Source organism: Bernardetia aquimarina (assembly GCF_042180575.1).
Classification (GTDB): Bacteria; Bacteroidota; Bacteroidia; order Cytophagales; family Bernardetiaceae; genus Bernardetia.
In genome coordinates, this window is sequence record NZ_CP170094.1 from 1903922 (window position 1) to 1930595 (window position 26674).

23 protein-coding genes and 1 tRNA gene are annotated in these 26674 nt (G+C 31.2%); 10 read left to right on the forward strand and 14 right to left on the reverse strand.

The genetic code is table 11. The annotated features are described in order from the left end of the window. Window positions 1–85 precede the first annotated feature (85 nt). The 6 genes from ACE193_RS07950 to ACE193_RS07975 form a co-directional block, all read right to left on the reverse strand. Complete coding sequence (locus ACE193_RS07950) at window positions 86–1375, reverse strand: OmpP1/FadL family transporter (protein WP_375562469.1); 1290 nt, start codon at window positions 1373–1375, stop codon at window positions 86–88. Window positions 1376–1721: 346 nt separating this feature from the next. Then, window positions 1722–3107: an adenosylmethionine decarboxylase gene (gene speD, locus ACE193_RS07955; RefSeq protein WP_375562470.1), complete on the reverse strand. Its 1386-nt coding sequence runs from the start codon at window positions 3105–3107 to the stop codon at window positions 1722–1724. 88 nt (window positions 3108–3195) lie between these two features. Then, window positions 3196–3948 carry a hypothetical protein gene (locus ACE193_RS07960; RefSeq protein ID WP_375562471.1) on the reverse strand — a complete coding sequence of 251 codons (753 nt, stop codon included), beginning with the start codon at window positions 3946–3948 and terminating at the stop codon, window positions 3196–3198. Between the two features lie 105 nt (window positions 3949–4053). After that, window positions 4054–4335 (reverse strand): DUF427 domain-containing protein, encoded by a 282-nt coding sequence (locus ACE193_RS07965; RefSeq protein WP_375562472.1) that lies wholly within the window; start codon window positions 4333–4335, stop codon window positions 4054–4056. A 52-nt stretch (window positions 4336–4387) separates the two neighbouring features. Next, on the reverse strand, window positions 4388–5242 hold the full coding sequence (locus tag ACE193_RS07970) for a flavin reductase family protein (RefSeq protein ID WP_375562473.1): 855 nt from the start codon (window positions 5240–5242) through the stop codon (window positions 4388–4390). Window positions 5243–5460: 218 nt separating this feature from the next. After that, a tRNA-Phe gene (locus tag ACE193_RS07975) sits at window positions 5461–5533 on the reverse strand. Window positions 5534–5959: 426 nt separating this feature from the next. Here ACE193_RS07975 and ACE193_RS07980 point away from each other — a divergent pair. From ACE193_RS07980 to ACE193_RS08000, 5 genes are all read left to right on the forward strand, one after another. Next, a complete protein-coding gene (locus tag ACE193_RS07980; RefSeq protein WP_375562474.1) occupies window positions 5960–7033 on the forward strand; it encodes a hypothetical protein in 1074 nt (357 codons plus the stop codon). A gap of 807 nt (window positions 7034–7840) precedes the next feature. Further along, the gene (gene bioB, locus ACE193_RS07985) at window positions 7841–8842 is read left to right on the forward strand and encodes a biotin synthase BioB (RefSeq protein ID WP_375562475.1); all 1002 of its coding nucleotides are present in this window, start codon (window positions 7841–7843) and stop codon (window positions 8840–8842) included. A gap of 356 nt (window positions 8843–9198) precedes the next feature. Next, window positions 9199–10866: a SulP family inorganic anion transporter gene (locus ACE193_RS07990; protein ID WP_375562476.1), complete on the forward strand. Its 1668-nt coding sequence runs from the start codon at window positions 9199–9201 to the stop codon at window positions 10864–10866. Between the two features lie 116 nt (window positions 10867–10982). Continuing rightward, complete coding sequence (locus ACE193_RS07995; RefSeq protein ID WP_375562477.1) at window positions 10983–11546, forward strand: DUF1697 domain-containing protein; 564 nt, start codon at window positions 10983–10985, stop codon at window positions 11544–11546. A 165-nt stretch (window positions 11547–11711) separates the two neighbouring features. Beyond that, window positions 11712–12131, forward strand: coding sequence for a hypothetical protein (locus ACE193_RS08000; RefSeq protein WP_375562478.1), 420 nt, complete (start codon window positions 11712–11714; stop codon window positions 12129–12131). A gap of 376 nt (window positions 12132–12507) precedes the next feature. Here the strand turns inward: ACE193_RS08000 and ACE193_RS08005 are convergent, their stop codons facing one another. From ACE193_RS08005 to ACE193_RS08025, 5 genes are all read right to left on the reverse strand, one after another. Next, window positions 12508–14253 carry a hypothetical protein gene (locus ACE193_RS08005; RefSeq protein ID WP_375562479.1) on the reverse strand — a complete coding sequence of 582 codons (1746 nt, stop codon included), beginning with the start codon at window positions 14251–14253 and terminating at the stop codon, window positions 12508–12510. Window positions 14254–14349: 96 nt separating this feature from the next. Beyond that, window positions 14350–17316, reverse strand: a complete 2967-nt coding sequence (locus tag ACE193_RS08010; protein ID WP_375562480.1) for a tetratricopeptide repeat protein — start codon at window positions 17314–17316, stop codon at window positions 14350–14352. A 394-nt stretch (window positions 17317–17710) separates the two neighbouring features. Then, window positions 17711–18319 (reverse strand): Maf family nucleotide pyrophosphatase, encoded by a 609-nt coding sequence (locus ACE193_RS08015; RefSeq protein ID WP_375562481.1) that lies wholly within the window; start codon window positions 18317–18319, stop codon window positions 17711–17713. A gap of 46 nt (window positions 18320–18365) precedes the next feature. After that, window positions 18366–18875, reverse strand: coding sequence for a cupin domain-containing protein (locus tag ACE193_RS08020; protein WP_375562482.1), 510 nt, complete (start codon window positions 18873–18875; stop codon window positions 18366–18368). 24 nt (window positions 18876–18899) lie between these two features. After that, the gene (locus ACE193_RS08025; RefSeq protein WP_375562483.1) at window positions 18900–19577 is read right to left on the reverse strand and encodes a hypothetical protein; all 678 of its coding nucleotides are present in this window, start codon (window positions 19575–19577) and stop codon (window positions 18900–18902) included. Between the two features lie 192 nt (window positions 19578–19769). Between ACE193_RS08025 and ACE193_RS08030 the strand changes: the two genes are divergently transcribed. Then, entirely contained in the window at window positions 19770–20852 is a 1083-nt protein-coding gene (locus tag ACE193_RS08030; protein ID WP_375562484.1) for a fatty acid desaturase family protein, read from the forward strand. Window positions 20853–20982: 130 nt separating this feature from the next. Here ACE193_RS08030 and ACE193_RS08035 read toward each other — a convergent pair whose 3' ends face one another. Continuing rightward, entirely contained in the window at window positions 20983–21384 is a 402-nt protein-coding gene (locus ACE193_RS08035; protein ID WP_375562485.1) for a DUF3037 domain-containing protein, read from the reverse strand. Beyond that, the gene (locus ACE193_RS08040) at window positions 21374–22153 is read right to left on the reverse strand and encodes a HipA family kinase (RefSeq protein WP_375562486.1); all 780 of its coding nucleotides are present in this window, start codon (window positions 22151–22153) and stop codon (window positions 21374–21376) included. The genes ACE193_RS08035 and ACE193_RS08040 overlap by 11 nt, the downstream gene beginning before the upstream one ends. 417 nt (window positions 22154–22570) lie before the next feature. Here ACE193_RS08040 and ACE193_RS08045 point away from each other — a divergent pair, with 417 nt between their 5' ends. Beyond that, window positions 22571–23815, forward strand: a complete 1245-nt coding sequence (locus ACE193_RS08045; protein WP_375562487.1) for a glycosyltransferase — start codon at window positions 22571–22573, stop codon at window positions 23813–23815. Between the two features lie 10 nt (window positions 23816–23825). On the opposite strand, the gene mtaB is transcribed toward ACE193_RS08045, so the two are convergent. Next, the gene (mtaB, locus tag ACE193_RS08050; protein ID WP_375562488.1) at window positions 23826–25145 is read right to left on the reverse strand and encodes a tRNA (N(6)-L-threonylcarbamoyladenosine(37)-C(2))-methylthiotransferase MtaB; all 1320 of its coding nucleotides are present in this window, start codon (window positions 25143–25145) and stop codon (window positions 23826–23828) included. A 384-nt stretch (window positions 25146–25529) separates the two neighbouring features. On the opposite strand from mtaB, the gene ACE193_RS08055 reads away from it, so the two are divergent. From ACE193_RS08055 to ACE193_RS08065, 3 genes are read left to right on the forward strand one after another with little or no spacing between them, the layout of a single operon-like run. Continuing rightward, the gene (locus ACE193_RS08055; RefSeq protein WP_375562489.1) at window positions 25530–26081 is read left to right on the forward strand and encodes an ISAs1 family transposase; all 552 of its coding nucleotides are present in this window, start codon (window positions 25530–25532) and stop codon (window positions 26079–26081) included. Beyond that, a complete protein-coding gene (locus tag ACE193_RS08060; RefSeq protein WP_375562490.1) occupies window positions 26063–26221 on the forward strand; it encodes a hypothetical protein in 159 nt (52 codons plus the stop codon). Before ACE193_RS08055 ends, ACE193_RS08060 begins: the two co-directional genes overlap by 19 nt. Window positions 26222–26253: 32 nt before the next feature. Further along, complete coding sequence (locus ACE193_RS08065) at window positions 26254–26631, forward strand: hypothetical protein (RefSeq protein WP_375562491.1); 378 nt, start codon at window positions 26254–26256, stop codon at window positions 26629–26631. Window positions 26632–26674: the final 43 nt, after the last annotated feature.

The window sequence follows — 26674 nt, forward strand, 5'->3', positions numbered from 1 at the left end:
TAATGATTTTTGTAAATGCTATTTTTGGTTTAATTTTTAATCCTCAAATTAATCACTAACCATTAATAACTAATCACTATAATTTTTATTCAGCAGCCTTTGAAGAACTACCAAATTTGTAAGAAAGTCCAAAACCAAATATATTTGCACCTGCTTCGAAAGTTCCATCAATTCCACCAGAGTTTGGTGCTGCTACATTCGAACGTTCTGCTTTATCTACTAATAAATAATGTACATCAATAGTAAATTTTTCGCCTACTGTATAACCTAATCCTAAAGTATAACCCATTGTGTTTGCGTCTGGAGTTTCTGGAGTGATGTAACCATCTTCTACTGCTGTTTGGTCATAATAAATACCTCCACGTAATGCAAGTGATTCGGTAGCCATGTATTCAGCACCTAATTTGAATACAGAAGAATTTTTGTAATTACGCTCTGAAACTGTTTCTGTTGCTCCTAATACAGGTGCATTGTAGTCAAATTTCAATTCTTCATAAGCAGACCATCCTGTCATGCTCCATTCTAATGCAAGTTGAAGTTTGTCTGTTGGCTTAATACCTGCTCCAATTGAAAGAACAGAAGGCAAAGGAAGAGTAGAATTAAATTTTGTAGCCTCAAAACGAGATTGAACTAAACTAGGAACAACAAAAGTTGCCTCTCCATCTTCTACGGTTAAATCTATTTTAGAACGATAACTTATACCTAAAGAGAATTTTTCACTCGCTTCATAATAAGCTCCAACATTGAAACCTACTGCTGGATTTGCATTTCCTTCTAATAGTGCATAAGATTTAGTTCCATCTTGTGCTTCTAAAGGCGCACTACGACGAAGAGAAACAGAACCTGTTGCAATATCTAGTCCTGCACCAATTCCAAATTTTTCAGAAACTTGATAACTGACTGTTGGCTGTATTACAAAAGCTGCCAAACTAAGTTCATTTAAAGCAAAACGACCTTGCCATTCATCACCCCAAGTTACTGTAGAACCAAAAGGAGTAACAACACCTAAACCTACATTGAGTTTATCATTAACTTTGTAAATACCATACGCAAAAAATGGTGTAGAAGTTGGAGATGATGTTTCAGCTCTATACGTACTATTTGGTGCTGCATACTGCACACTAGAACTTACAAAGTTTGCTCCTAGCATAATAGAACTATTTTGTTCCATTGCCATTGCACCAGGATTAAAGAATAAACTTGGTGCGCCAGAACGAAATCCGACTGCACAGTTACCCATTGCAGTTACTCGGCTACCTTGCAAGACAACTTGATAACCACTTGCCATCACATTAGAGCTTGAAAGAAGTAAACCTGCGCTTAACAATCCTGCTCCAATGATGCTTGTAGTTGCTTTTTTGAGAAATTTTTTCATAAAACTTTCACTGTTTGTGTGTGTGAATAAATAATTAATTACGTATTAAAATTTTGAAGTATTCAATTAATAAAGCAAAAGAATAGTTTTTTCGGAAGTTTTCAAAACTTAATTTAGTTCTTTTTTCTATTTTGATAAAAAACAAACTGTTTTTTTGAGAAAACTCTAAATTATCTTGCTTATTTTTACTGAAAAGGTATAAAAAATTCGGCTAACATACTAATTTACGAAACAATTTTGCCTTTTATTTTATAATTCCTTTTATTTTTTGAAAATAATTTTAATTCAGAAGAAGAATAAAATATCCTTGATTTAAAATACCTGTTTCTCTAAATAATGTCTGTCCTTAACTTAACAAATTCTTAATAAAATTAGGAAGACAAAAAGCAGCTTGTTGTATTTCTTGATTATAATAAAATAATTCATCATCAAAATCAGCATCAAAATTTTGATTGTTAGTTTTAAAATAATCTTGATTTTTAGCTGCACACGCAAAACCCCACATTCCAGTAGGCAACGAAGCCACCGAACTCAAATAAGGTAAAACAGTTTTATTGTTTGGATTGAATAAAAACACTTCTTTTAAAGAATTTATGATGCTCACAAAACGCTCTTGATGCCAGCGAGGTGCATCACATTGAGTAGCCAAAATTCCATTTTCGTCTAATAAATTATAGAGTTTTTTGAAAAATGTTGTATCTAAAATAGGTTCTTGTGTGGTGTCGGCTGCATCTACGATTATTATATCAAATTTTTGTTTGTTGTGGGTAGTTGAGTAATTATTCAAAAATTGATTTGCCTCTAAAAAAATGAGTTCTAATTTTGGATTTTCTAAAGCACTTGTAAGACTTTCAAAATGAGCTTTGGCAGCTTCTGTAACTGTTTTGTCTTGCTCAATCATGATTGTTTTTTCTACCGAATCGTAACGCAAAACTTCTCGTGCTGTTCCTCCATCTCCTCCTCCAATAATCAATACTTTAATTCCTGTTTTTTTAGCGTTTAAATTATTAGAATGAAAATCAGGATTATGATTATTGTAAAATGTAAAAGCAGGATGAACAAGCATTTCGTGATAAGCAGCTTCATCTTTTTCGGTAGCGACTACCAAACCATCCAAAACCAATGCCTTCCCAAAAGCAAACGTATCAAAAACTTCTACTTTCTGAAACTCGCTTTGTTTTCTAAATAATAAATCGCCTTTGTGTTTGAGTGATAAAGCTAAATTTTCATCTCGCTCTGTAAACCAAATCTCTTTACTTATTTGGTTTAATTTTTCTTGGTTTACTTCTTTATTTTCATTTTCTGAAACAAAAGCAGGTTTTTCATTTAAAACTGGTCTATTTTGAGCAATATTTTCAGCTTTGTAATCATTTTTCTTTAAGAGTTCTAATTGTCCTCTTCGCATTTCAATCGTTGAGCCATGACTTGCCGAAAAAGCATCTTTCAAAACGTTGTAGCATTTCCAAGGGTCTGTACTTTCGCCACATGTAAACAAATCAATCGAAGCAAAACCCCACTCAGGCCACGTATGAATCGCTAAATGACTTTCTTGAATCACGACCACTCCCGAAACTCCGAATGGCGAAAAATGATGAAAAGTAAGATTAATAATTGTTGCTCCTGCTTGTTGTGCAGCATTTTGCATGGCGTTTTGTACATACGTAACGTCGTCTAAAAGTGAGGGTTTGCAGTCGTAAAGTTCGACGATGACGTGTCTTCCTAGTGCGTTCAAAAGTTTTTTTTTAGGTGTTTTTTTTGGTAAAGATAAGGAAGAAATACATTTTAAATACAGAGAATGAAAATGAATTTTCGTTTTGATTTTAGTATTCTTTCATTATTTTCTTGACATCTAAAATAGTAACAGGAGGATAATATGGCGAACAACCATAACGATAATTTATCTTGTAAGTTGATTTTTCTACCAAGTCAATTACAGATTTAGAAATCTGGTGTTTTTCTTCATCGTATAATAAATATCCATTGAGTTGCTGATATGGATTTAGACTTGTCATTAGTTTCAATACTTCTTCACTATTTACTCCTTTTTCCTTTAAATCTAAATATATTTTTCCATATTCAGTTGGTGTTCCTGCTGCTCCAACAGCTATTCCAAAATCCCCTCTTATATCAAATATACTCTTTGGAAGCGTAGAAATATCTAAATTGGTTTGATACATTTTCTTAAAATAATTTTTACATCCTTCAAAATGATTGTCTGAAATAACTGTATCAACAGTATTAGGTGTAATTTTGAAATGTTCAGAAATTATTTCTACAAAACAAATTGTATCTCTAAAAGCAATTATATTTACAAATTTCGAATCTTGATAATCATATCGTACTTCTATGAGTGAATCTTTGAAAGTTGTTTCTCTCCAACTTTGCTTGTTTTTATATTCTTCAACTGCTTTTCCTAGTGTTGCAAGATGAGTTGCAACCATTTTTTCTATTTTTTGCTTTGTATAATTAGAGTCTTCTTGCTCCGTAAAATCCTCTGTATGATTATAAGCTATCTTTTTTGAACAAGAAGCTAATAGAAAAATAATGTTGATGTATAAAAATATCTTTTGCATTTTCAATCTGTTTTTTTGTTTCTACTCCCTGTCAATTTATCTTCCAAAATAAAAAAGAATTGCCATTTACAGCAATTCTTCTTCATTTTATGATTGAATATTTTCTTATTTCACTACTTCTACACCTTTCCAAAAAGCCATTTTTCCACCAATTTCTTTAGCTGCATCTTTTGGAGTTGGATAATACCAAACGGCATTTTTGTTTTCTTCTCCATTTACATCTAAGGAATAATACGAAGCTGTTCCCTTCCAAGGACACATACTTTTGTGGTCGCTTTCCTTTAAAAATTCTTTTTTGACAGAATCAGCAGGGAAATAATGATTTCCTTCTATTTGTACTGTTGTGTCGCTTTCTGCAATTACTTGACCGTTCCAAATTGCTTTCATAGTTTGTATTTTTGAGTGAGAGATTTTTAAACTGACAGTTATAGAAAAAGTTTTAGCTCAAAAGAACTGCCCATGCTTCCATAACATTTCCTTTTTGTGCTAGTTTTTCTGCTGTTTTGTGTTGTGCTTCTTCATTTTCAAAGACATCTTTAGAAATTTCTAGTTCTTCTATGGTTGGCATTTTTTCTATATTACCTAGTTTTCCTAATGTATTTCCAGATAAAAATTTACTGTTTTTTATGGCATCAGGAAGAGAATCTACTCCAATTCCTTTTGTGGTCAATGGTTTTTCTACTTCAAAGACAGAATCTCCACTTGCTCTACAATAATAATTTCCTCCCATACGAGCGACCAAATCTATCAAATGAGGATCTATTTTTTCCTCTTTATCAAAAACAGCTTTATTGATGTGCATTTTCTTGATTTCACAAATAACTAAATTTCCTGCGCCTCCTTCTTGTCCTGTTTCGATAATCTGTGTTACTTCACACTCAAACTGTGCTGGCGACTCCAACACTCTAGGAGGACGGACTTTTTCGGATGCAATCGGAGTGAATCCTGCTTTAATAAATTCGTTTACTCCTTTATCGTATTCTGTACTGGAAAGCGACATCTGTTCTACCATCGAATACGAAACCATATTAATGACAACCTCTTTTACCTCTCTTACATTTTCTAAAGTATGTTTTATGGTGTTATCTCTTCCTCTTCTGGCAGGCGAAAAAATAAGTGTGGGAGGATTTGCACCAAAAACATTAAAGAAACTAAAAGGAGAAAGATTGACATTTCCATCTTTGTCTATCGTACTGGCAAAGGCAATCGGACGAGGCGAAATTGCGCCCAAAAGTAAGCCGTGAAAAGCTGGAACAGGTAAATCAGAAGGAAGATAAGAATTGAATTCAGACATAAAGAGTGATTAATGGTAAGTGATTAGTGATAAATTTTCTATTTTAAATCCTCGTTGACGACTTCATTTGAGTCTCAACGACGGTTATGTTCTATTTTTTAACTGTCAACGAGACTTTGTCGTCGTTGAGGATAAAAAAAATAATAAAGGACTTAATAATTTAAGACAACAAAAAAAACCCAAAAAAAGTTATTACTTAATTTGGGTTTTTACTACGGTGGTGATGAGTGGGCTCGAACCACCGACACACGGATTTTCAGTCCGACGCTCTACCAGCTGAGCTACATCACCGTATTTATGAAATTGATTCTTACACCAATTACACTTTTGAGAGACTTTTAGTTCAAAATTTTCAATTACTTCTTAAAAATAATTTGTTTTTTGATGTGTTTGTTTCCCTTAGTGCGATGCAAAGGTACGTTCTTTTTCTTAATATCCAAACACTATCCTAAAAATTTTTCAAAAAAAATGAATAAAATATATCAACACACTACTAAGCGATTGATTTTCAGAAAGATAGTTTGAAATAAATTTTTAAAATAGTTTGAAGTTTTTTTTAGATGCTAGAGAAAACATTAGGGGAATTGTTTTTTATTTGGGTTTATATATCAAATCATTGAGGTAATTTTAGGAAAACTATTTCTTTTGTGTGAAATATAAATAACTTTTCGTATTTTTCATTTAAAAAAATAACTACATACTTTTTAATAAAAAAACATGGCTGACTCAAAAGATAGTGAAGAAATAAAAGAGAGTGGAGAAGCAAAAGGTGATAAAGGTTCAAAAACAACTTCCTTAATAACTATTTTATCATATTTAGCTATGGCATATTTTATAGTTATAATTCCTACATATATATATTCACATATATGTCTAAATACTTTTACTAAATTTGAATGGTTTGTTATTGACTCTAAAGCATTTAGTGATTTTGGAACACATGTAGCTGGTATTGCTGCCATATTTGCCTTCATCTTAGTTTTTGCTACATATAGACAACAGGTGAAAATTAACAACGAACAAGCTGAATACATAAAACAGAAAGAAGCACAACAAAAAGTAGCTAATGAGAAGCAAGAGGAGTATATGGTTAAAAAAGAGACACAACTTATAGAGCAGGCAAAAACAATTAAACAACTCGTAAATGATAATAAAAAACAGAGTCTAAGTCAAATAAACCAACTCAAAACTCTTGCTACACATATAGATACTATGGTTGGTAATAACCAAAATCAATATAATCTTGCTATTAAAGAAAAAAGTTTTTACTATTTATTAGAGTATTTTGATAATACTGTCGATAACCTTGTGCTTTTAAACGATGATAGAGTGGGGAATAATATACCTATTAATACAATAATTAAAGGAAAACAAGCTGTACAACAAACTTATTTAGATATTGAACAATACTTGAAGGATGAAGACTGGGCTGTACAGCAAAAGAATAAAGAAGCAGAAGCTGCAATGGATACATCTAAATTAACTCTACAAACTTATCAAAAGAAAATAGCATTTTGGAATAACTATCTTAATCAAATTAGAACAGTATTAGAGAAAATAGATGAGTTAGAAGTAATAACAAATGGTAATTATCTTGATTTGTTTAAGTCTAAGTTATCTGATGAAGAAATGTATATGATAGTCTATATGCTGCTATATGTAGAGGAGATAAAGAATACAAATAAGCTAATTAAACAACTAAAGAAGCATAGTGTTTTTGGTGATTTTTCTCAAGTATCAGATATAGGTAAATATCTTGTTAAAGAATTATTTAAAGATAAACAAAAGTAATTTTAATAAACCGATAAACTACAAACTTAGTCTTGTAAAAGAATATGTTTTTCATATAAAGCTCCGAAACAAAAAAACTTGTCAGTAAATAATCTTACCGACAAGTCTTTTTTGATTTGTTTCAATTCACTAAAACATTTTGCTGTAGGAGAAGGACTCGAACCTTCACGAAGTAGTTAGTCAGATAGTTATCAGAAATAGCTATTTGATTTATCCCAAACCTTCACCCCTGAGACCGAGGGGCATGGCTGCCAAAATTTCATCACCCTACATTTTTATTTATCAGTAAGTCGTTATTAGTTAAATTTCAAATGCTCTTTTAGCGTTTATGAAATTTGTAATATTTTTCCCTTTCTGATGATACAAAGTAAAGGAAAAGATTCTTTTGTTGCAAATTTATCAACGAAATTAATTAAAATATGAATATTTAGCAATATTTTATTTAATTCTTTAGAAAATTCGTAATTTCACTTATTGATTTTACTGTTTTTTTATGAAATTTTTAATGGACCCTAAAAAGGTATTTATTAGACTGATTTTTAGGGTATTTTGAAGGCTTTTTTTATCATTTTGGAATAGAAGGAAAGATTAGAATTTTGTTTTTTCTATTTTTGTGTAAATTGAGAAACAATTACGAATTACGAATTAAAAATTACGATTTATCAAAGCAGTTAAGACAACCTATAGCTTTGCGAAGTCAATTATGATTTATTATCGATAGTTTGTGATTTATGAAAAAATAATTTATTGGTTTTCATTTCTTATACTATAGAATTTAAAAACTCATTCATATAAAAATACACGCAAATGTCAGAAACACCATTAGACCACTTAATAAAAACAAATTGGACTCGTGCAGAAATAGCCGAAATTTATAATACACCAGTTTTAGAACTCATCTATAAAGGCGCAAGTGTCCACAGAAAATTCCACGAAACATCAGAAGTACAAGTTTGTACACTTTTATCTGTCAAAACTGGAGGTTGTCCAGAAGATTGTTCGTACTGTCCACAAGCTGCACGCTATCACACCGACGTAGAAGCAAGTAGAATGCTCAAAAATCAAGAAATTGTAGAAAAAGCAAAGGAAGCCAAAGAATCTGGCAGTACACGCTTTTGTATGGGAGCAGCGTGGAGAGAAGTTCGTAACGGAAGAGAATTTGACCGAGTAGTTGATGCTGTAAAAGAAATCAATGGAATGGGTTTAGAAGTCTGTTGTACACTCGGAATGCTCACCGAAGAACAAGCAAACAAACTAAAAGAAGCAGGACTGTACGCCTACAATCACAACTTAGATACAAGCGAAGAATATTACGACAAAATTATCAGCACAAGAGATTATTCGAATCGTTTGGATACCTTAGAGAATGTTCGTAAGTCTGGTATTTCGGTTTGTTCGGGTGGAATTATCGGAATGGGCGAGGCAGAAGAAGACCGTATCGGAATGCTTCATACGCTTGCAACACTTCCAGAACATCCAGAATCTGTTCCTGTAAATGCGCTTGTGCCTGTGGAAGGAACGCCTTTGGAAGAACAAGAAAAGGTTTCTGTTTGGGAAATGGTCAGAATGATAGCGACAGCACGAATTATTATGCCTAAAGCAATGGTTCGCCTTTCTGCTGGTCGTGTCAGAATGAGCGTTGAGGAACAAGCTCTTTGTTTCTTGGCTGGTGCAAATTCTATTTTTGCAGGTGATAAACTTCTTACTACTCCAAATCCAGATGCCAAAACAGACAAAGAATTATTCCAAATCTTGCAAATAAAACCTCGTCAGGCATTTAAGAATGAGGAAAATACAGTTAAGGCATAAAATATAAAAAAATTTTGTCAGTAGTTTTTTGGTAATCCAAAATAACTCTGATAATAGTTTAACATTTCAACTATTGACAGCCTTCTGAAAGGACTGTCAAAGTTTTAAATTGTTTTAAAGTCCATTATTTATTAAAAAATAGATAATGGATTTTTTTATTCTCTTCTAAACTCTTCTTCCTCTGTAGTTAAAATGTATTTGTATTTCATCCCTTTACGTTCTCTGTGAACTCTGTGTTTAAAATGTATTCCCAAATTTAAAAATCGTACCTTTGCACCTTCGTTAAAAAAATACAACACTACACACAATCAAATAAAGAAAATACAGATAAAAACTTTACAAAATAAATTCAAAAAATGACTTCGATATTCAAAAACTTTACTCAAAATTTTTCTAAAACCTTTACACAAAACCCCAAAGATGATGTTCTTTCAGGACTTACAGTTGCTTTAGCACTTGTTCCTGAAGCGATTGCCTTTGCTTTTGTGGCAGGAATTGACCCAATAATTGGACTTTATGGTGCTTTTATGATGGGCATTGTTACAGCAATTTTTGGAGGACGACCAGGGATGATTTCAGGTGCTACGGGTGCGATGGCTGCCGTTGTAGTTAGTACGCATTTGATTATGAAAGGAAATGAAGTAGGTGCAGCTTTAGGAATGGAAGCTGATTATTTAGGTGTGCAATGGCTCTTTATTACGCTTTTGTTAGTTGGTATATTTCAAGTTTTGGCTGGTGTTTTTCGTTTGGGAAAGTTTGTCCGTTTGATTCCTCATCCTGTAATGATGGGTTTTGTAAATGGTCTTGCGATTGTGATTTTTATGGCACAAATAGATTTTTTTAAAGAAACTGTAACAGTCGCAGGTACTGCTGAAAAAGTATGGTTACAAGGAAATGATATGTATATTATGATTGGTCTGGTAGCTCTTACAATGGGAATTATGTTTGGATTGCCAAAACTAACCAAAAAAGTTCCGTCGGCTTTAGTTGCCATTGTTGTAGTAGCTGCTATCACAATTTTAGGAAATATAGAAGTAGGAACAGTAAAATCATTTGTAATTGAAGGAAGTGGAGGAAAATCAACAGGAATTGAGGGCTCTTTACCTACTTTTCAAAACCAAGTTTTTACGCTTTTCTATACAATGAAAGAGCATTGGACACTTATTTTATCAACAGCTTTTCTTTTAGCTGCCGTAGGCTTGATAGAATCTTTAATGACTCTTAATTTATTGGATGAAATGACAGAAAGCCGAGGAAGTGGAAATCGTGAGTGTGTCGCTCAAGGAACTGCAAATATTTTGAATGGTCTTTTTGGTGGAATGGGTGGTTGTGCAATGATTGGACAATCGATTATCAATGTAGAATCTGGTGGACGTGGTCGCTTGTCAGGTGTTATTGCTGCGATTGCGCTATTATGTTTTGTTCTTTTTGGTGCGCCACTTATCGAACAAATTCCTATTGCTGCGCTTGTTGGTGTTATGTTTATGGTGGTTATCGGAACTTTTGCTTGGAGTAGTTTCCGTATTTTACACAAAATTCCTGTTTCTGATGCTATTGTTTTGATTACTGTTTCGGCTGTTACGGTGTGGCAAGATTTGGCGATTGCTGTTTTTGTTGGTGTAATTATGTCAGCTTTAGTTTTTGCTTGGGAAAATGCAACTCGTATTCGTGCTAGAAAACACACTAAAGAAAACGGAACAAAAGTATATGAGATTTGGGGACCTTTATTTTTTGGTTCGACACAAGCTTTTAGTGCTAAATTTGACCCAAAAACAGACCCAGAAAAAGTAGAAATAGATTTTATAGAATCAAAAGTAAGCGACCATTCAGGCATTGAGGCACTAAGAGGAGTTGCAAATCGTTATTTAGATTTAGGAAAAGAAATAAAACTAACCCATTTGAGCGAAGAGTGTATTACGCTTCTATTAAAAGCAAATCCAAAATTTGAAGAAGTAATTGAGCGTTCTATCGATGACCCTCGTTATTATGTGGTAAGTGATACAATGGACGCAGAAATAAAATAAATTTAGATTTCAGAAGGTAAAATTTAGAATTAATTTCAAAATTTCAAATTTATTATGTATTGTATTCTAAATTGGTTTTTAATTCTGACTTCTAAAATCTAACTTCTAAATTTATTATGAAATACATTTCCATTTTGAGAGGAATCAACGTAGGAGGAAAACGAAAAATTTTGATGAAAGATTTGAAAGAATTGTATCAAAACTTAGGTTTTCTGAATATAGAAACCTATATCCAAAGTGGAAATGTAGTTTTTGATTCTGAGTTTAATTCAGATTTAGACAGAAGTGAAATTTCTACTAAGATAGAAAAAGCAATTTTTGAGAAATATAATTTTGAAGTTCCTGTAATCATACGAACAAAAGAAGAATTAATTAATATTCAATCTTCAAATCCATTTATAAAAAATGAAGAAGACAAAAAAGAATTAATCAATAATCTTCATCTGACTTTTTTGGAACATATTCCAACAACTGAAAATATAGAGAAAACAAAAGAAATTGAATCAAAGACAACAGATAAATTTGAAATTACAGAAAATAATGTCTTTATTTTTTGTGAAGGAAAGTATCATACCTCAAAACTGACAAATAACTTTTTTGAGAAAAAATTAAAGACAAAGGCAACAACAAGAAACTGGAAAACAATAGAAAAATTAACTGAATTAGTGATTAGTGATTAGTGATTAGTGATTAGTGATTAGTGATTAGTGATTAGTTTCAAACGAGTAGGTTATTTTTTCGTTTCCATTAAAATCTAGTATTTTTGTGGCATTCTGTTACTTTTTAGATATAGCTGTATTTTTATAGTTGAATGAATAGTAATTAAAATAAAATCCGATAATCTTATGTTCAAAAAATCAGCACGCCTTCCCAAACACAAAAAATTTGAGTTTCAACCTCGCTTTTATAATCCAGATAAAGAAGACTTAGACAAACGCAAACGCTGGGCAGAAGCCGAAGAACGATTAAAACAACTAGAAAAAGAGGAGGTAAAAGAAGAATTAAATGAACTTAGTAGCTACAATGAAGAACATTCTGTGTTAAGAGGTTCATTTGGAAGAGCAAAAGAAAAACGCAAAACATTATTTGGTAATATGTCAATCGTTGTTTTGATTGCTTTATTAGGTGGAGCAGCTTATATTTTTATAAATTTGGGGAGTAAAGGAGCTGATTATGGTTGGGAATTATATCTTGTTCTTTCTTTAATTCCACTTTATATTTTATTTAGAATTCATGCTAATTCCAAAATTAAAAAAGAAGACTAATACCAAAATAAAATCTATTTTTCCCTTTGGATTTCTCGTTCAAGTATTTTGCTTGGACGCTCTTTTTTGTCAGCATATGCTGACGAAATAGATAGATACAAGATAGAATCTTGCACCAGTGAAGTTTAATATTTATTTTGGTATAAATTTAGAAAATTCAAAAATAGTTCAGCAAAAAATGGTTTCAAATGTACATTTGAAACCATTTTTTATGACAAGATTATACCAAAATAAAAGTTATTTTTCCCTTTACATATTTCTCGTTCAAGTATTTTGCTTGGACGCTCTTTTTTGTCAGTATATGCTGACGAAATAGATAGATACAAGATAGAATCTTGCACCAGTAAAAGAGAAATGCAATATTTATATTACTTATCTAAAATATATATTTTCCTCCCACCACAGCAGTAATTCCATTATTTGGATAATAAACAAAACGTTGATAATTCTGTCCAATTAGATTATATCCGTTCACAAAAGCAGAAATTCGGTCGGTAAATTTATACGAAACTGACAAACTCAAATCATGAATTGGTTTCAAATCATAAACTGTTTCAGAAACAGGATTTTGAGTTTGGATACCAAAAAGCTGCTGTAAAGTAAGTTCTGTTTTGAGCTTTTCTATAAACGTATAACCTACACTCAAACTTGTTTGAAAATTTGGACGATGATGAGCAATTTCTAAATCTGTAAGCGAGTAACCAAAATAGTTAGCCGACAAACGAGCATTAAAATTATTTTTTTGATAGGAAGAAGAAACTCCCAAACGGAAGATGTTTACTTTATCGTATAACAAACCAAACTGCGAAGAATCCGAAACAGAAGGAGCAAAAAAGGGCATATTATCATACATTGCAAATCCTACTTCTGCATTTGCTTTTAAATTTTTATTGATTTTGGCTTGAATAGCTAAGTTTGCATCCACTTGTGAAAAAGTATGGCTAAGAGGCTGCACAGAAGCTAAAAAAGGATTTTGAACGGTTAGCATTCTCAAAAATTGTGGTTTTACGCCTCCTCCAATCTCTCCCAAAATCCAAAATTTATCTTTAGCGAGTTGATAAGAAAAATCAATAGTTGGATAGAAAAAAAGTTTGTTTCCAGTTGCATTTTCCAAAAGAGAATCCGAACTATATGCCATTCCTGCACCAACATTTAGCGTTAAATTTTCAGTAGAGAAGTTATAAGAAGGAACAAAACTAGCTAACATTCTATCATTTTTTAGTTTGATAGTTTGATTATCTATGCTTAAAAAATCACTTTTTTGTTGTGTTTGATGAAATTCTGCATCTAATTTAATTCTTGATTTCTCAGAAATAGCATACGTAATATTTCCCAAAACAGGAATTTGCCATTCACTTACATTATCTCTAGCAGCAAAAAGATTAAATCCAACAGAAACTTCATACGCTAATTTATCAGCACTAGAATCTCCAAATTCATCTTTTTGAGGAAGCGACGAAAAATCAATTTTAGTTTCTAGTCTGTGATAAGTCTGACGAATATCTTTCTTTTCAGGTATTTCAAAATCCAATATATTTTTTGGATTATAGCCATAATAATGAACTCGTTCTAAGTTATAATTAATAGAAGATGAGAGAACAAACCTTTCTTTTGTGTGTTCCGAAAAAAGCAAAACATTTGTATTTCCATAACCAGAGTTTTGTCCATCAACAACACCATTCATAGAAGAAAAATGACGAGCAAAAACACCGTATTTATTTCTTTCATTAAAATCATGGCTATAAAAACCTTCAAAATAAGGTGTTATATAATTTCCAAAACCTGCCTTTACATAATTCCCTAACATTTCTTTTGGGATAGATGGAGCAAGTTCATTTGGGATTTCTCTAAAAGTGAGCCTACTAAAGGTCATTGCCTCACTAAAATCAATCTCTTCATCTTTCGAAATTGTCAAATTCGGAAGTTCATCAATTTGAACGTTTGTTTTGATAGGAGGTTTCGAAATTAATTCAAACTCATTGGTTTTATTGACATCAACATTTTCTTGCTCTAATTCGGCTTGCCCTTGAGCAAGGGCTTTTTGTCCAAAATCTGGTGAGAAGACAGTCAGTAAATGGATAAAAAGGTAAATGGATAGAATTTTTGTAGCTATTTTTTTCATTTTGGAAGAAAGCTATTGGTATATATTAGGATAGAATTTCAAATAAAGTAACTTGATAGTAGTCAGGCTACCAAATTACTTTATTTTGTAGGATATTTAATTCAACAGTAAAGCTAATTTATTTGCTTTTTGTTGTGTTTCTGTTTGTTCTGCAAACTGTTTTTTCAAGTCTTTCAGAATTGATTTTGCACTTGAATCATCTCCGATATTGTGCATCAGTGCTGCCAGTTCGTAAAGAGCTTCTGAGGCATATTTTGGATTGGCTTGTCTATCATTTCCTAGTTTTGAAAAACCTTCAATGGCTGCATCTACTTGCTGTTGCCCTGCCAAAATTTTGTTTTCATACAACCGAACAAAGTCATTATTTGAGTATGATTTTTTGTTTCGAATGATAGCCAAATAATCGTTTGCCGTAGCATAATCTTCTTGCTTACAATAAGTTTTAGTTAGTTTTTCCCACGCTTCTATACGTTTTGCATCATTAGGAGCTGCTTTAGCCAAACTTTTATACTGTGTAATAGCACTATTATAATTTTCTCTACCAAATTCAATATCCCCCATATCAGAAAGTGCATCCGTTTGCATTTGTCCTCCTACTCGCTGCAAATTATTTATTGCTTGAGAATTATCACCATAATATTGATAACTTTTACCCAAATAATAATAAATACGGTCATAATGAATAGTTCCTGCAATTTCATGAGTAGCAATAATTTTTCTAAAAATAGCTATTGCACCTGAAAATTCATTGTTTTCATAAAGTTTGAATCCTTTATCAAATTCTTGTTGAATACCATCATTAGTAGTAGGATTTGTAATTGAATTTGATGCTGTAGAATTATTGGGGTCATAATTTGAATTATTACGAGCATATATATTTCTAAGTTCATCTATATTTTCTACCACCACACCAAAATCAGGATAATTTTCTAGTGTATTGAGAGCCATTTTTGCTTTGTCTGTATTCGGATAATTTATAATTAATGCTGTATAGTCATTGATTACATTCTTATTTTCTCCTAATCCATACCATGCATTTCCACGACTATATAAGGCTTCTGCTAGTTTTTCACTTTGAGGATAACGCTTAATAAAATCATCCAAAAGAGCTATCACTTGCTTGCGATTGCCTTGGCTTTCATAAATTTTTGCTTTCATCACTTGCGAATATTGAGCATACAACGAATTTGGCGTTTGCATTACTTTATCAAACTGATGCATGGCTTTTGAATAATCGTTCTGAACAAAATAAATTTGTCCTAAAGAAAAATTAATATATTCTGTCTCAGAATCTCCCAAAGTCAAGGCTTTCATAAAATTGACTTCGGCTTCTTTATAATGCTTATTGACAGCATAAATTGTTGCTACACGAGTAAGAGCATCGACAGCTTTTTCTTTTGTAATTCCAGTCGGCGTAGATAAATATTCTTCCAATAAAACAAGTGCATTTTGTTTGGCAACACTACTATAATTTGCTTTATTAAAATTAATAACTCCCATTCCATATTTTGCATCAGCATAAAAACGACTAGAAGTAGGTATTTTTTTATAATAACTTTCAGCTTCTGTTACTTTTTGAGTATGTAAAAATGCTTCTGCTGTATAAAAATTAATAAAGTTTTGAAGTGAATCATTGAGTTGCATGTCATTTTTGAGCTGCCCAATGGCTTGATTCATTTCATTGTACGAAGATTGATTAAAAAGTTCTTTGATAGACTGCAAAGCCAAATGAACATACATTTTTTTGATTTGGTCTTGATTCTGATTTAGATTCTTCGAATCTCTAACTTTTAAATATGCCATTGCTGTTTGTGCATCTTGGTTAGAAGCTAGAGCATCAGCAGTAAATAAAATTGCTTCTGACAAATACAGACTTTGAGGAAATTTATTTTCAAACTTTTTACTTTCACTAATCAATACACTATATTCTTCTGATAAGTACAGATTTTTAAGTTTAGAATAATAGGCTTTTTCAGCTTCTGAAGGATTAAAGGCTGCTAATTCGTCATAAGTAGAAGCAGCTTTTTTGTAGTTATTTTGTTTTTCATAAATACTTGCCTTCATGAGTAAAATAGGAGAGTAAAATGCTCCACCCGCCAGTGAAGACGTTTCATAATCCAAAAACTCATCATAATTTTCTACTGCATAAAGCGTATTGAGATATTGATAAGCAACAGAGTCAGAAAGCTGTTTGCTATTTCGTTTATAACGTCCAAACCATTCATAAGCCAAATCATATTCTTTGTTGAGGTAAGCACACTGAGCTGCATAATAAAAAAGTTCAACATCGTGTCTTTCATTTGCTATTGAAGACAGAAAATCACTCAAACCTTGACATTCTTCCAAATTGTAATAGGCTTTAGCAATCAGTTTGTTTGTACTTTCTGTATATTTTTTGTCTGCCTTTGCTTGATTTAGATTTTCAATAGCTTGCTCAAAACTTCCTAATTCATAATTGATAAAACCTACATAATAACTAGCTTGAGCATAATATTCATTATTTTTTGATTGCAAAGAGGCAAAAGTACGTAGAGCTTCTTTTGTTCTTCCAATTTTGAAATACGAATATGCCAAACGAAAATTAATTTCTAATTCATCTTTTTCAGTAGGACGAGATTTTTCTAAAGGTGAAAAATAATAGGCTGCTCTTCGGTAATTTTCTTCATTGTAGAAAGAGTTGGCTAAAGCAAGTTTGAGATTATCAGCATAGAGCGTTTGTTCATATTTTGAAATAAATTCAATACTATTTTTTTCTGAGTATGATTTTTTGAGATACAACTCACAAAGTCGTACATAATAAGTCGCTTCTATTTTCTTGTTTAATTCATTCTGAGGGGAAACAGAAGAGTTTTCATAAGATAAAAAAGATAAAAAAGTTTTTTGAGCGGCCTCATAATGTTGCTGTTCGAAAAGAGTAAGGGCATTTTGGAAGGTGTTATCTAGTGGAATTGAGCCTGTAAGCGCATGATGTTGGGGAAAAGCATGCGAGAATGGCACAAAAAAAACTAGAAAAAAGTACGCACACATTCCCACCACATTATTTAGTAGATTTTGGAAAGGCATATTTAAATTAATTATAAAAGTAACAGATAGGATATTTTTAAGAAAGTCACATCTAAGAGAATTCTACATAATGCAAATTCGTTTATTTTATTAATTTTTGCAAATCTTGTTTTTTAATTTGATGTGGATAATAGGTTGATTATAAAACTTTTGTTGTTTTACAAGCCCTCTTGTTTTATTTTATTTTTATACATAAAATAAATTTATCATATAATTATATCATTAATAGCAACTAACTAAACGAAAATAATAAAGGACATTAACTGTGGTTTTTTTATGTATTCCGTAAAAGTAATTTCAAAAATTAAGATAAAATTAAAATAATTAAGGTAATTAGTTACTTCTTATAGCTAATTTAATAGCTTGAAAGATGGATATAAACAGGATTTTTGGTTTAGCTTAGAAAAGCTATCCATTCTTTATATAGTTTTTGAACAGGTAATCCCATAACATTAAAATAACTTCCATTTATTTTTTCCACTCCTATCATTCCGAGCCATTCTTGCGCTCCATACGAACCAGCTTTATCAAAAGGTTTATATTTTTGAATATAATAATCAATTTCATTTTGACTTAATTCTTTAAAAAACACTTCTGTTTCATCCGAAAAGCTATGTAACTTTGATTTTGTACAAATACAAACCCCTGTAATAACCAAATGTTTTTTACCTGAAAGAAGATGTAGCATTTCTCTAGCTTCAAATTTATTTTGAGGTTTGTTGAGTATTTTATCTTCAATGACTACAATCGTATCTGAAGTAATTAAAACTTCATTCAAAAAGTCTGAATTGTTTTCCTTTAATTCACTTTGTTGTGCTAAGGCTTTTCGTTCTGCTAATTTTTGAGCGACTTCTTTTGTTTGCCACTCAGGTAAAATATCTTCCTCTACGTCTTTTACACGCTGCTCAAACTCTATATCCATAGAAGATAAAAGCTGCTTTCTACGTGGAGAACCAGAACCTAAAATGACTTTGTAATGATGTAAAAGGTGATTTAAAAGCATGTTTTTTTTGAATTATAAGTAGTAAATAATCAACTCAAAGTTTTTTTTATATCCGTGTCAGTTCTCTAATTAGCTTGCTATGTTTTGGAAATTCTTTTGATAACTCTTCATACTTAGCTAGTTCGAAATCAGCAAAATCAAATGCTGGAGCAACTGTACAACCCGATAAAGTAAAACCATTAGGATTCTGACAACGTGAAGCAAACCAAAGTCCAGCAGGAATTACAACTTGAGGAAACTGTTTTTTTTCAATATCTAGTCCCAATACTTTTTCATGAAGATTTCCCAAATCATCAAAAAAGAAAATGGAAAGTGGATCGCCATCATAAAAATGCCACATTTCGTCAGAAGCAATACGATGAAAAGCCGAAAAAGTATCTCCTGTAAGTAAAAAATAGATAGCAGTACTGTATGCACAATTTCCAAAAAAGTTCTTGGGTAATACACTTTTAGGAATAATTCCTTCTGCACGATATGTTTCTGCAAAAAAACCTCCTTCAGGATGAGAAGTCAAATTTAGTTTTTCAATCCAATAGTCTTGATTGTGATAACTCATTGATAATAGATTTACTTGTTATATTTATTTTGCCAATTTACCTTCTTTGTTCTCAAAACGATAATCTATTTCAAGAAACTCTATTTTTCCTTTTTCTACTTTTGTAATCAGTTTTGGCGCAGATGTAATTCCTTGTAAGAATACAAAACCATTAAAATCAATAATTTTATATTCTGACTCCCATTCGTAATCTCTGTCTAACGTTTTAGTTTTAACTAATCCATTTTCTTGATAAGTAAATCTATATTCTTTTACTTTTTCAATAGATTGAAATAAAGGTGCTTTTATTAATTCTTTTTTCAATTTATTTACAGTTGTATTACTTGGTTTTTCATTCAATTTGACATAAGACAATGTATATCCTTTATAGTTTATTGTCAGTGAATCGTTTGTATGGACGGTCATTGTTTCTTCTTCATTCAGTTTGTATATTTTGTCATCTAAAGAAGTCAAGTTTAATGTGTCTCTATAAACAAATACATTAGTTTCACCACTTTTCATATTTATTCTGTCTTGAGTTTCCATTCTATGAAACTGATTTGACGTTGTGCTATAAAGAAAAATCTGAACTTTTGCTTGTTCCATAAAATTTCCTAAAGAATCATACACTCCTTTTGTTCTCCATAATTTTCCAGTTTCAATATTTTGTCCAAAACTTAGAGTTGAGATAAATAGCATTAGTAATACAAGTAGATTTTTCATGTTTTTATAGTTAAATTTTTAAATAATATACAAATATAATAAATTAAGTTACGACCTAAGTGAAGTAGGATTATTGAATTTCTTTTCAATAATTTCAACTAGAAACAAAATCTTTTTCTAAAGTATAAAACTAAAACCCTAAATTTGCAAGACACAAATTTTAAATAAATAATTTTGTGAAACTTATCCACTATGAAAAACTACGTAAAATTCAAGCCTAAAGACAAAAGTTTATTCTTTCCGACCTTAAAAAAGAGAGTAGATGATTATTTTATTACCAACAATATTAGTAAAAATGCAAATACAGGTATGGTAATCAAGACGATTATTTTACTATCTGCCTATATTTTACCTTTTATTTATATTTTAGCTTACAACCCTAGTTTTATCATTTCTACTGTTTTATGGTCAATAATGGGACTAGGTATTGCAGGAATTGGGATGAGTGTGATGCATGATGCAAATCATGGTTCGTATTCTCGTTCGGAATGGATAAACAAACTCTTAGGCAATACACTTACTTTGGTAGGTGGCTCGGTCGATAATTGGAAAGTACAACATAATTTATTGCACCATACTTTTACAAATGTAGTTCATCAAGACGATGATATTTCTGATAAATTTGTTTTGCGTTTTTCTCCCCATACAGAAGTAAAGTGGTTTCACAAATATCAATATATTTATGCTTTCTTTTTTTATGGATTACAAACTATTTATTGGGTTTTTGTAAAGGATTTTCTTCAATTTAAGCGTTATGTCATAAAAGGAGAAAAAAAATGGTTTACATTTATCAAATTAATTTTATCCAAGATTATATATACTTTTGTAATCATATTACTTCCTATTGTATTTTTTGATATTCCTGTTTTGAATGTAGCCATAGGTTTTTTGGTCATGCAATTTGTAGCAGGATTAGTCCTAACAGTTATTTTTCAGTTGGCGCATACTGTTGAAGGAACTACACATCCATTGCCTAACGAAAAAAATGAAATTACACAAGATTGGGCAATCCATCAAATGAACACAACCGTAGATTTTGCACCAAAAAACAAGCTGCTCTCGTGGTATATTGGAGGTCTGAATTTTCAAGTAGAACATCATTTATTTACCAAAATTTGTCATATTCATTATCCTGAAATCTCTAAAATAGTACAACAAACGGCTGCTGAATTTGATATTCCTTATTTAATGAATGAAAGTTTTTCTGATGCACTTATTGCTCATATAAACGCACTCAAAAGATTTGGCAAAGAAGAAAGTGGATTGTTGATTTAAAAAAATAAGTGTGCTGTTGTTTGGTCTAAACTATTGTCAGAGTTATTTTGGATTACCAAAAACTACTGACAAAGTTTTCCTGTTGATTTGAATATATTCATCCAATTTTATAAATTCAATACTCATTTTCTTATAAAACCTGCTCTTTAAATATCGTTTCTAATGCTTTTTTGGGGTCACTATCTAATCCAGAGTAGGTTTTAGAACTTTGAATGATTGTGCTTCTGCTGGCTGTTAGCCATCCAAAACGTTCGGATAATTCTAATTGACCTATTTTTCCACTGGCAGAATTTCCTTCACAAACCAGTTTCCAAGCCTTTAAATAATCATTCAATAATTCTAATTCTATTTCACATGAAAATGTCTTTAATTTTGTTTCATTAATAGTGTATTTGATGTCTAAAAACTTTTTTCGTTTACAAAAAACGATAACACCTACATTAAAGAATTCTTCTCGTTCTACTTTTGGAACAATACGAATGATGGCGTATTTGAAGGTAAATTTGTCTTGTATATTTTGCCTATCTTGCATAATTAGCTTCTTTAACTAATAAGTCAATATTAGAGAGTTTGGTAGTTATAAATTCGATATAGGCTTCTCTCATTTCTTGTGGACTTAAACTGATAGATTCACTCATCAACCAATCTTCTGGAATAGTCGATACAATATCAATAATTACATCTTTACTTAATAACTGCTTAATTTCGGTTGCAGCCTCAGTTAGTTTTTCGGCTTTACTTAAAAGAACGTGGTCTTTAATGAGTGGGAATGTTCTTGTCAGATGACTTTTCCAATTATCCCAGTTGTGATGAAAATAAAAACTAGCTCCATTGTCGATTATCCATAATTCATTATTCCAATGTAATAGGTTTGTATTTTTATCTGTTCGGTCGATATTACTGATAATACTATCCAAAATTACTACTTTAGAAGCAATCATTTTATCTACATCATTTACTAAAGGGTCGTAGGTAATAGCAGACGATAAAAACTGCAAACCAAGGTTTAGACCAACACTAAATTTGAGTAAATCTTGAATTTCTTCATCAGGCTGACTCTTACTAAATGATTCATCAAGATTCATAAATACAAGTTCAGGAACTTTCAAGCCTATTGCTCGTGCCATTTCGCCACCAATAAATTCTGCGATTAAAGCCATTTTTCCTTGTCCTGCACCTCTAAATTTTAGGACATACAAAAAATCATCATCACCTTTGACAATAGCAGGAAGCGAACCACCTTCTCGTAAAGGTTGCAAATATTGAATAACATCTATGGTTCGAATATCTAATTTTTTCATCAACAAAAATACTCAAAATATAAATCTTTTTACAACTATTTTCAAAATCTGATTGCAGTTTTTACTTTATTTCATTTCTAATGATTCCATTTCAGTAAAATTATCAAAATTTTAAACTTCAATTTAGAATTTCTAAAAGTCCTAATAATTAATTACAGGCAAATGCTAGGGCAAACGCACGAAAATAAAATGTGTGATTTTACACTCTTTTTGACCTATTTTTTTAGTTTTAAAATTCAAGCGAGGACGCTTGAATTAGACAAAAACTGGTTTAAGCGTCCTCGCTTGAACCAATTCTTAAAAAATAAAATTTCGTGCGTTTGCCTTAGGCAAATGCTGTATTTAGACCAAAAACTAAATTTTATCCTTATTTTTGATATTCTGTTTAAATTGTTTTCGTTTTCTTACCTCATTCACATGTCAAAATTCTCTTTCATTGTTCCTTATCGCAACCGAGACACAAAAATAGCCAAACGCTGTTTGCTTTCTCTTCAGCATCAAAAACTCATTCAAAGAAATGATACAGACTATGAAGTCATTTTTATAGATTATGGAAGTGATATTTCTATTTCGGATGAGTTAGAAGATTTTTGTGAAAATTTGGATAAAGTAAATTATGTTTTTAATGAAGTAAGAGGAATGTTTTGGTCACGTTCGGCTTCTATCAACAACGGCATTTATTTAGCAAAAGGAGAATATTGTATTATTGCTGATGTAGATATGATTTATTCACCTAATTTTTTGGAAGAAGTCGATAAAAACGCAACTCAAAATACACTTTTGCATTATCAATGTTTTTATTTGAATGAAGACTTTGAGTATGATAAATATCAGGAAAATCATAGCTTAAATATTGAAAATCCGAATCAATTTGAAAAGAGTAGTAAAGAATCGGCTATGGGAATTGTCGTTATTCCAACAGAAAAACTAAAAAAAATAGGAGCTTTTGATGAATATTTTAGGCTTTGGGGAATAGAAGATAAAGATTTGAATAGACGATTATTGAACTATAAGTATGAGAAAAATAAAGATAAAAAGTTAGAAATGAAATGGCTCAATGCTGAAAAATCGCCTGTTTTTCATCAATGGCATCCAGCAGCAAATAATCCATTAGCACAACCAAAAGGCTGGGAAAAAATCGTAATTGACCATTATCACAATAAATATGATAAGCCAGAACTTACTATTCACACGAAAACAAATGGAATAGAAATAGGAAAAGTTTATACAAAAGAAGAACGTCCTGCATTAAAAGTGTATGAAAGTACTCAATTAGATTCTAACCTCATTATTACTAATTATAGTTTTGAGTTTCCTATCGAAAAAGCCTATTCTTCTTTTGCAAGTCAGTTTATGAAATTAGAAAAAAACGAACCTCTTATTCTAAACCAATCCTTTTCTTTAATCGATGAAAAAGCAACCAGTAAAGCTGCAAAAGGAGTAAAGAAAATAAATACGCTTTTAGAAAAAGTAAAGGTTTCATACAGAATGACCGAACTTTTGAAACATACTTACGGAAATATAGATTTTTATCAAGTTCGTGATTTTCTATTTTATTTTATCGTCGATTTTGAGAATTTTATTGAAGATTATTATTACAAACAAGAAAATGGAAAAAATGGAAAGCCTGAAAAAATCACATTGATTTTATTCAAAAAGTAGTTTATATTAACTATACCAATTCAGAAACAGGCAAAACATTTACAGTTAGATTGGAATTAGACAAATCAATATCTTTCAATTCTACTTCTTGAAGTGTATTAGGCAAAGAAACATTATAGGCTTGATTTACACGAACATAATTTTCTGTAAATCCAAAGATTTTGTCTTCTTTGACTTCATTTTCCCACAAAACTATCTTGGCTTTTCCTAATTGAGATTGGTAAAAATAATTTCGTTTTTTATCAGAAAGACTATGTAACATCTTCGAACGCTCGGCACGAACTTTTTTAGGAACTGCATTTTTCATATCAGCAGCCTTTGTATTTTGGCGTTCTGAATAAGTAAAAACATGCAAATAAGAAATATCTAAGCTATGCAGAAAATTATATGTTTCCATAAAATGTTCTTCACTTTCGCCTGGAAAACCAACAATTACATCGACACCAATACACGCATCAGGCATTAGATTTTTAATTTTTTCTATTCTTTCACTATACAAACTCGTTTTATAACGACGACGCATAAAACGCAAAATCTCATCGCTACCCGACTGTAAAGGAATATGAAAATGAGGCACAAACCTTTTAGAATTAGCTACAAATTCGATAATTTCATCAGATAATAAATTAGGTTCGATAGACGAAATACGAAAGCGCTCAATTCCTTCTACTTTATCCAGTTCTTGTACAAGTTCGAAAAAAGTATGAACACGCTCATTGTTTATCAAGCCATAATCACCTGTATTTACACCTGTCAAGACAATTTCTTTTACTTTTGTAGCTGCAATTTCTCTTGTAGCTTTCAAAATATTTTCTACTGTATCACTTCTGCTATTTCCTCTAGCAAGTGGAATCGTACAAAAAGCACAATTATAATCACAACCATCTTGAACTTTCAAAAATGTACGTGTACGGTCGCCGAATGAATAAGCTGTATTAAAATCAGTCGCTTGTGAAATTTCAGAAGCGCAAAGTTGAACAGTATCTTTTTGCTCAAAATCATTCAAAACTTCAAACAAACGGAATTTTTCGGCTGCTCCCAAAACGGCATCAACACCTTTTATAGTAGCAATTTCTTGTGGTTTGAGTTGAGCATAACAACCAATAATAATTACAAAAGAATTTGGCGATGTTTTTTTAGCTTGTTTTACAATCTGCTTACACTTTTTATCTGCGTTTTCTGTAACCGAACAGGTATTGATGACAAAAATATCTGGATTTTCAGCAAATTCGACACGCTCATAACCACGCTCTTCAAACTGACGGGCAATAGTTGAGGTTTCAGAAAAATTGAGTTTGCAACCCAAGGTGTAAAAAGCTACTTTACGCATAAATTAATTACGAATTACGAATTACGAATTTGATGTAGTAATTATCTACAGTTCGTGTTCTTATTATTAAATTATTGTTCGTGTTTTAATGATAGCAACACCAACAAGTAAGAAAGTCTGATCTAGTTACAGCAAAGGTACGAAATAAAATAAAATTTGCATTTATGAAAAAATACACTTTTATTAGCTAGGCTAAACAAAAATGTAAAAACTGAACTTATTTTTCAAAGAATTAGTTTGATTTTTATAAACCTTTTAAGTCTGTAAAATGGGGATTTAGCTCAGTTGGCTAGAGCACTTCGCTAGCAGTGAAGGGGGCAGTGATGTTAAGTTCTAATTGATTTTGTATTTTTGTTTTTTTATTGACAGAATAAAATTTGGTTTATGGAATTTAGTGACTTTATCAGAAACATGGAAGATAGCCGTAGAAGTCAAGGTCAGCGTTACTCTTTTGAATCTATGATGTGGATGATTTTTTTGAGTATTGCTTGTGGCTATGAGAGTAGTCGTAAAATGGCTACTTTTTGTATTTCTTATCAAGACGTATTTATAGATTATTTTGATTTAAAACATGGTACTCCTAGTTATGGCACTTTTCATACTTTTTTATCTTATTTAGATAGTTTATCTTTTGCAGCCTCTTTTAATACTGTTATGCTTTCTCATTCGGAATTAGAAAAAGGAGATTGGATAGCAGGAGATGGACAAACTCTATGTTCTACCGTTAGTTCTTCTCATACAAGCAAACAAGATTATGTTAGTGTAGTGAGTTTATTTTGTCAAAAAACAGGTTTGAGTATTTTATTGAAAGATTATATGAATAAAGATAAACAAGAATCAGAAGCTAAAATAGTTTTAGAGTTACTACTTAAGAATTTGAAAGACAAAGGCTTAATGTTTACATTGGATGCTCTACATTGCCAAAAAAAACATTAAAAAGTATTGTCGCTAGTGGAAATGACTTTACAGTTCAAGTAAAAGGAAATACTCCAAAGTTACTAGCTAGTTTAGAAACTACACTACTTACTACTACTCATAGAGACACTCACATTATAGAAAAAAAAAGAATGGCATAAAAACAACTTGGCAATGCTACTGCTACGATTATGTGCAAAAAGTGAAAGAATGGCAGTGCATTGAAACAATTATCGTAATTTATAAAACAGTTATTGAACCTACTAAAGTAACTCCTACTCGTCGTTATTATGTTTCAAATAAAAAACTAGAAGAGGGATTCTCAGCCAAGTCATTTAATGTAGGTATTAGAGGGCATTGGGATATTGAAAATAAAGCACACAGAAATAAAGATATTGTATTCAAACAGGATGATAACAAAGTTAAAAATAGTAAACATGCAGTAAATAGAGCTATTTTCAATACTATAGCACTCAATTTCCTAATAGATAAATATTCTGAAAATGTAATGTATAACCAAATTTTATTTCGTACACAGTTTCAAAAAATATGCTTTAAAAAGAGAACTTAACATCACTGGTGAAGGGGGGCATCGGTTCGAATCCGATATTACC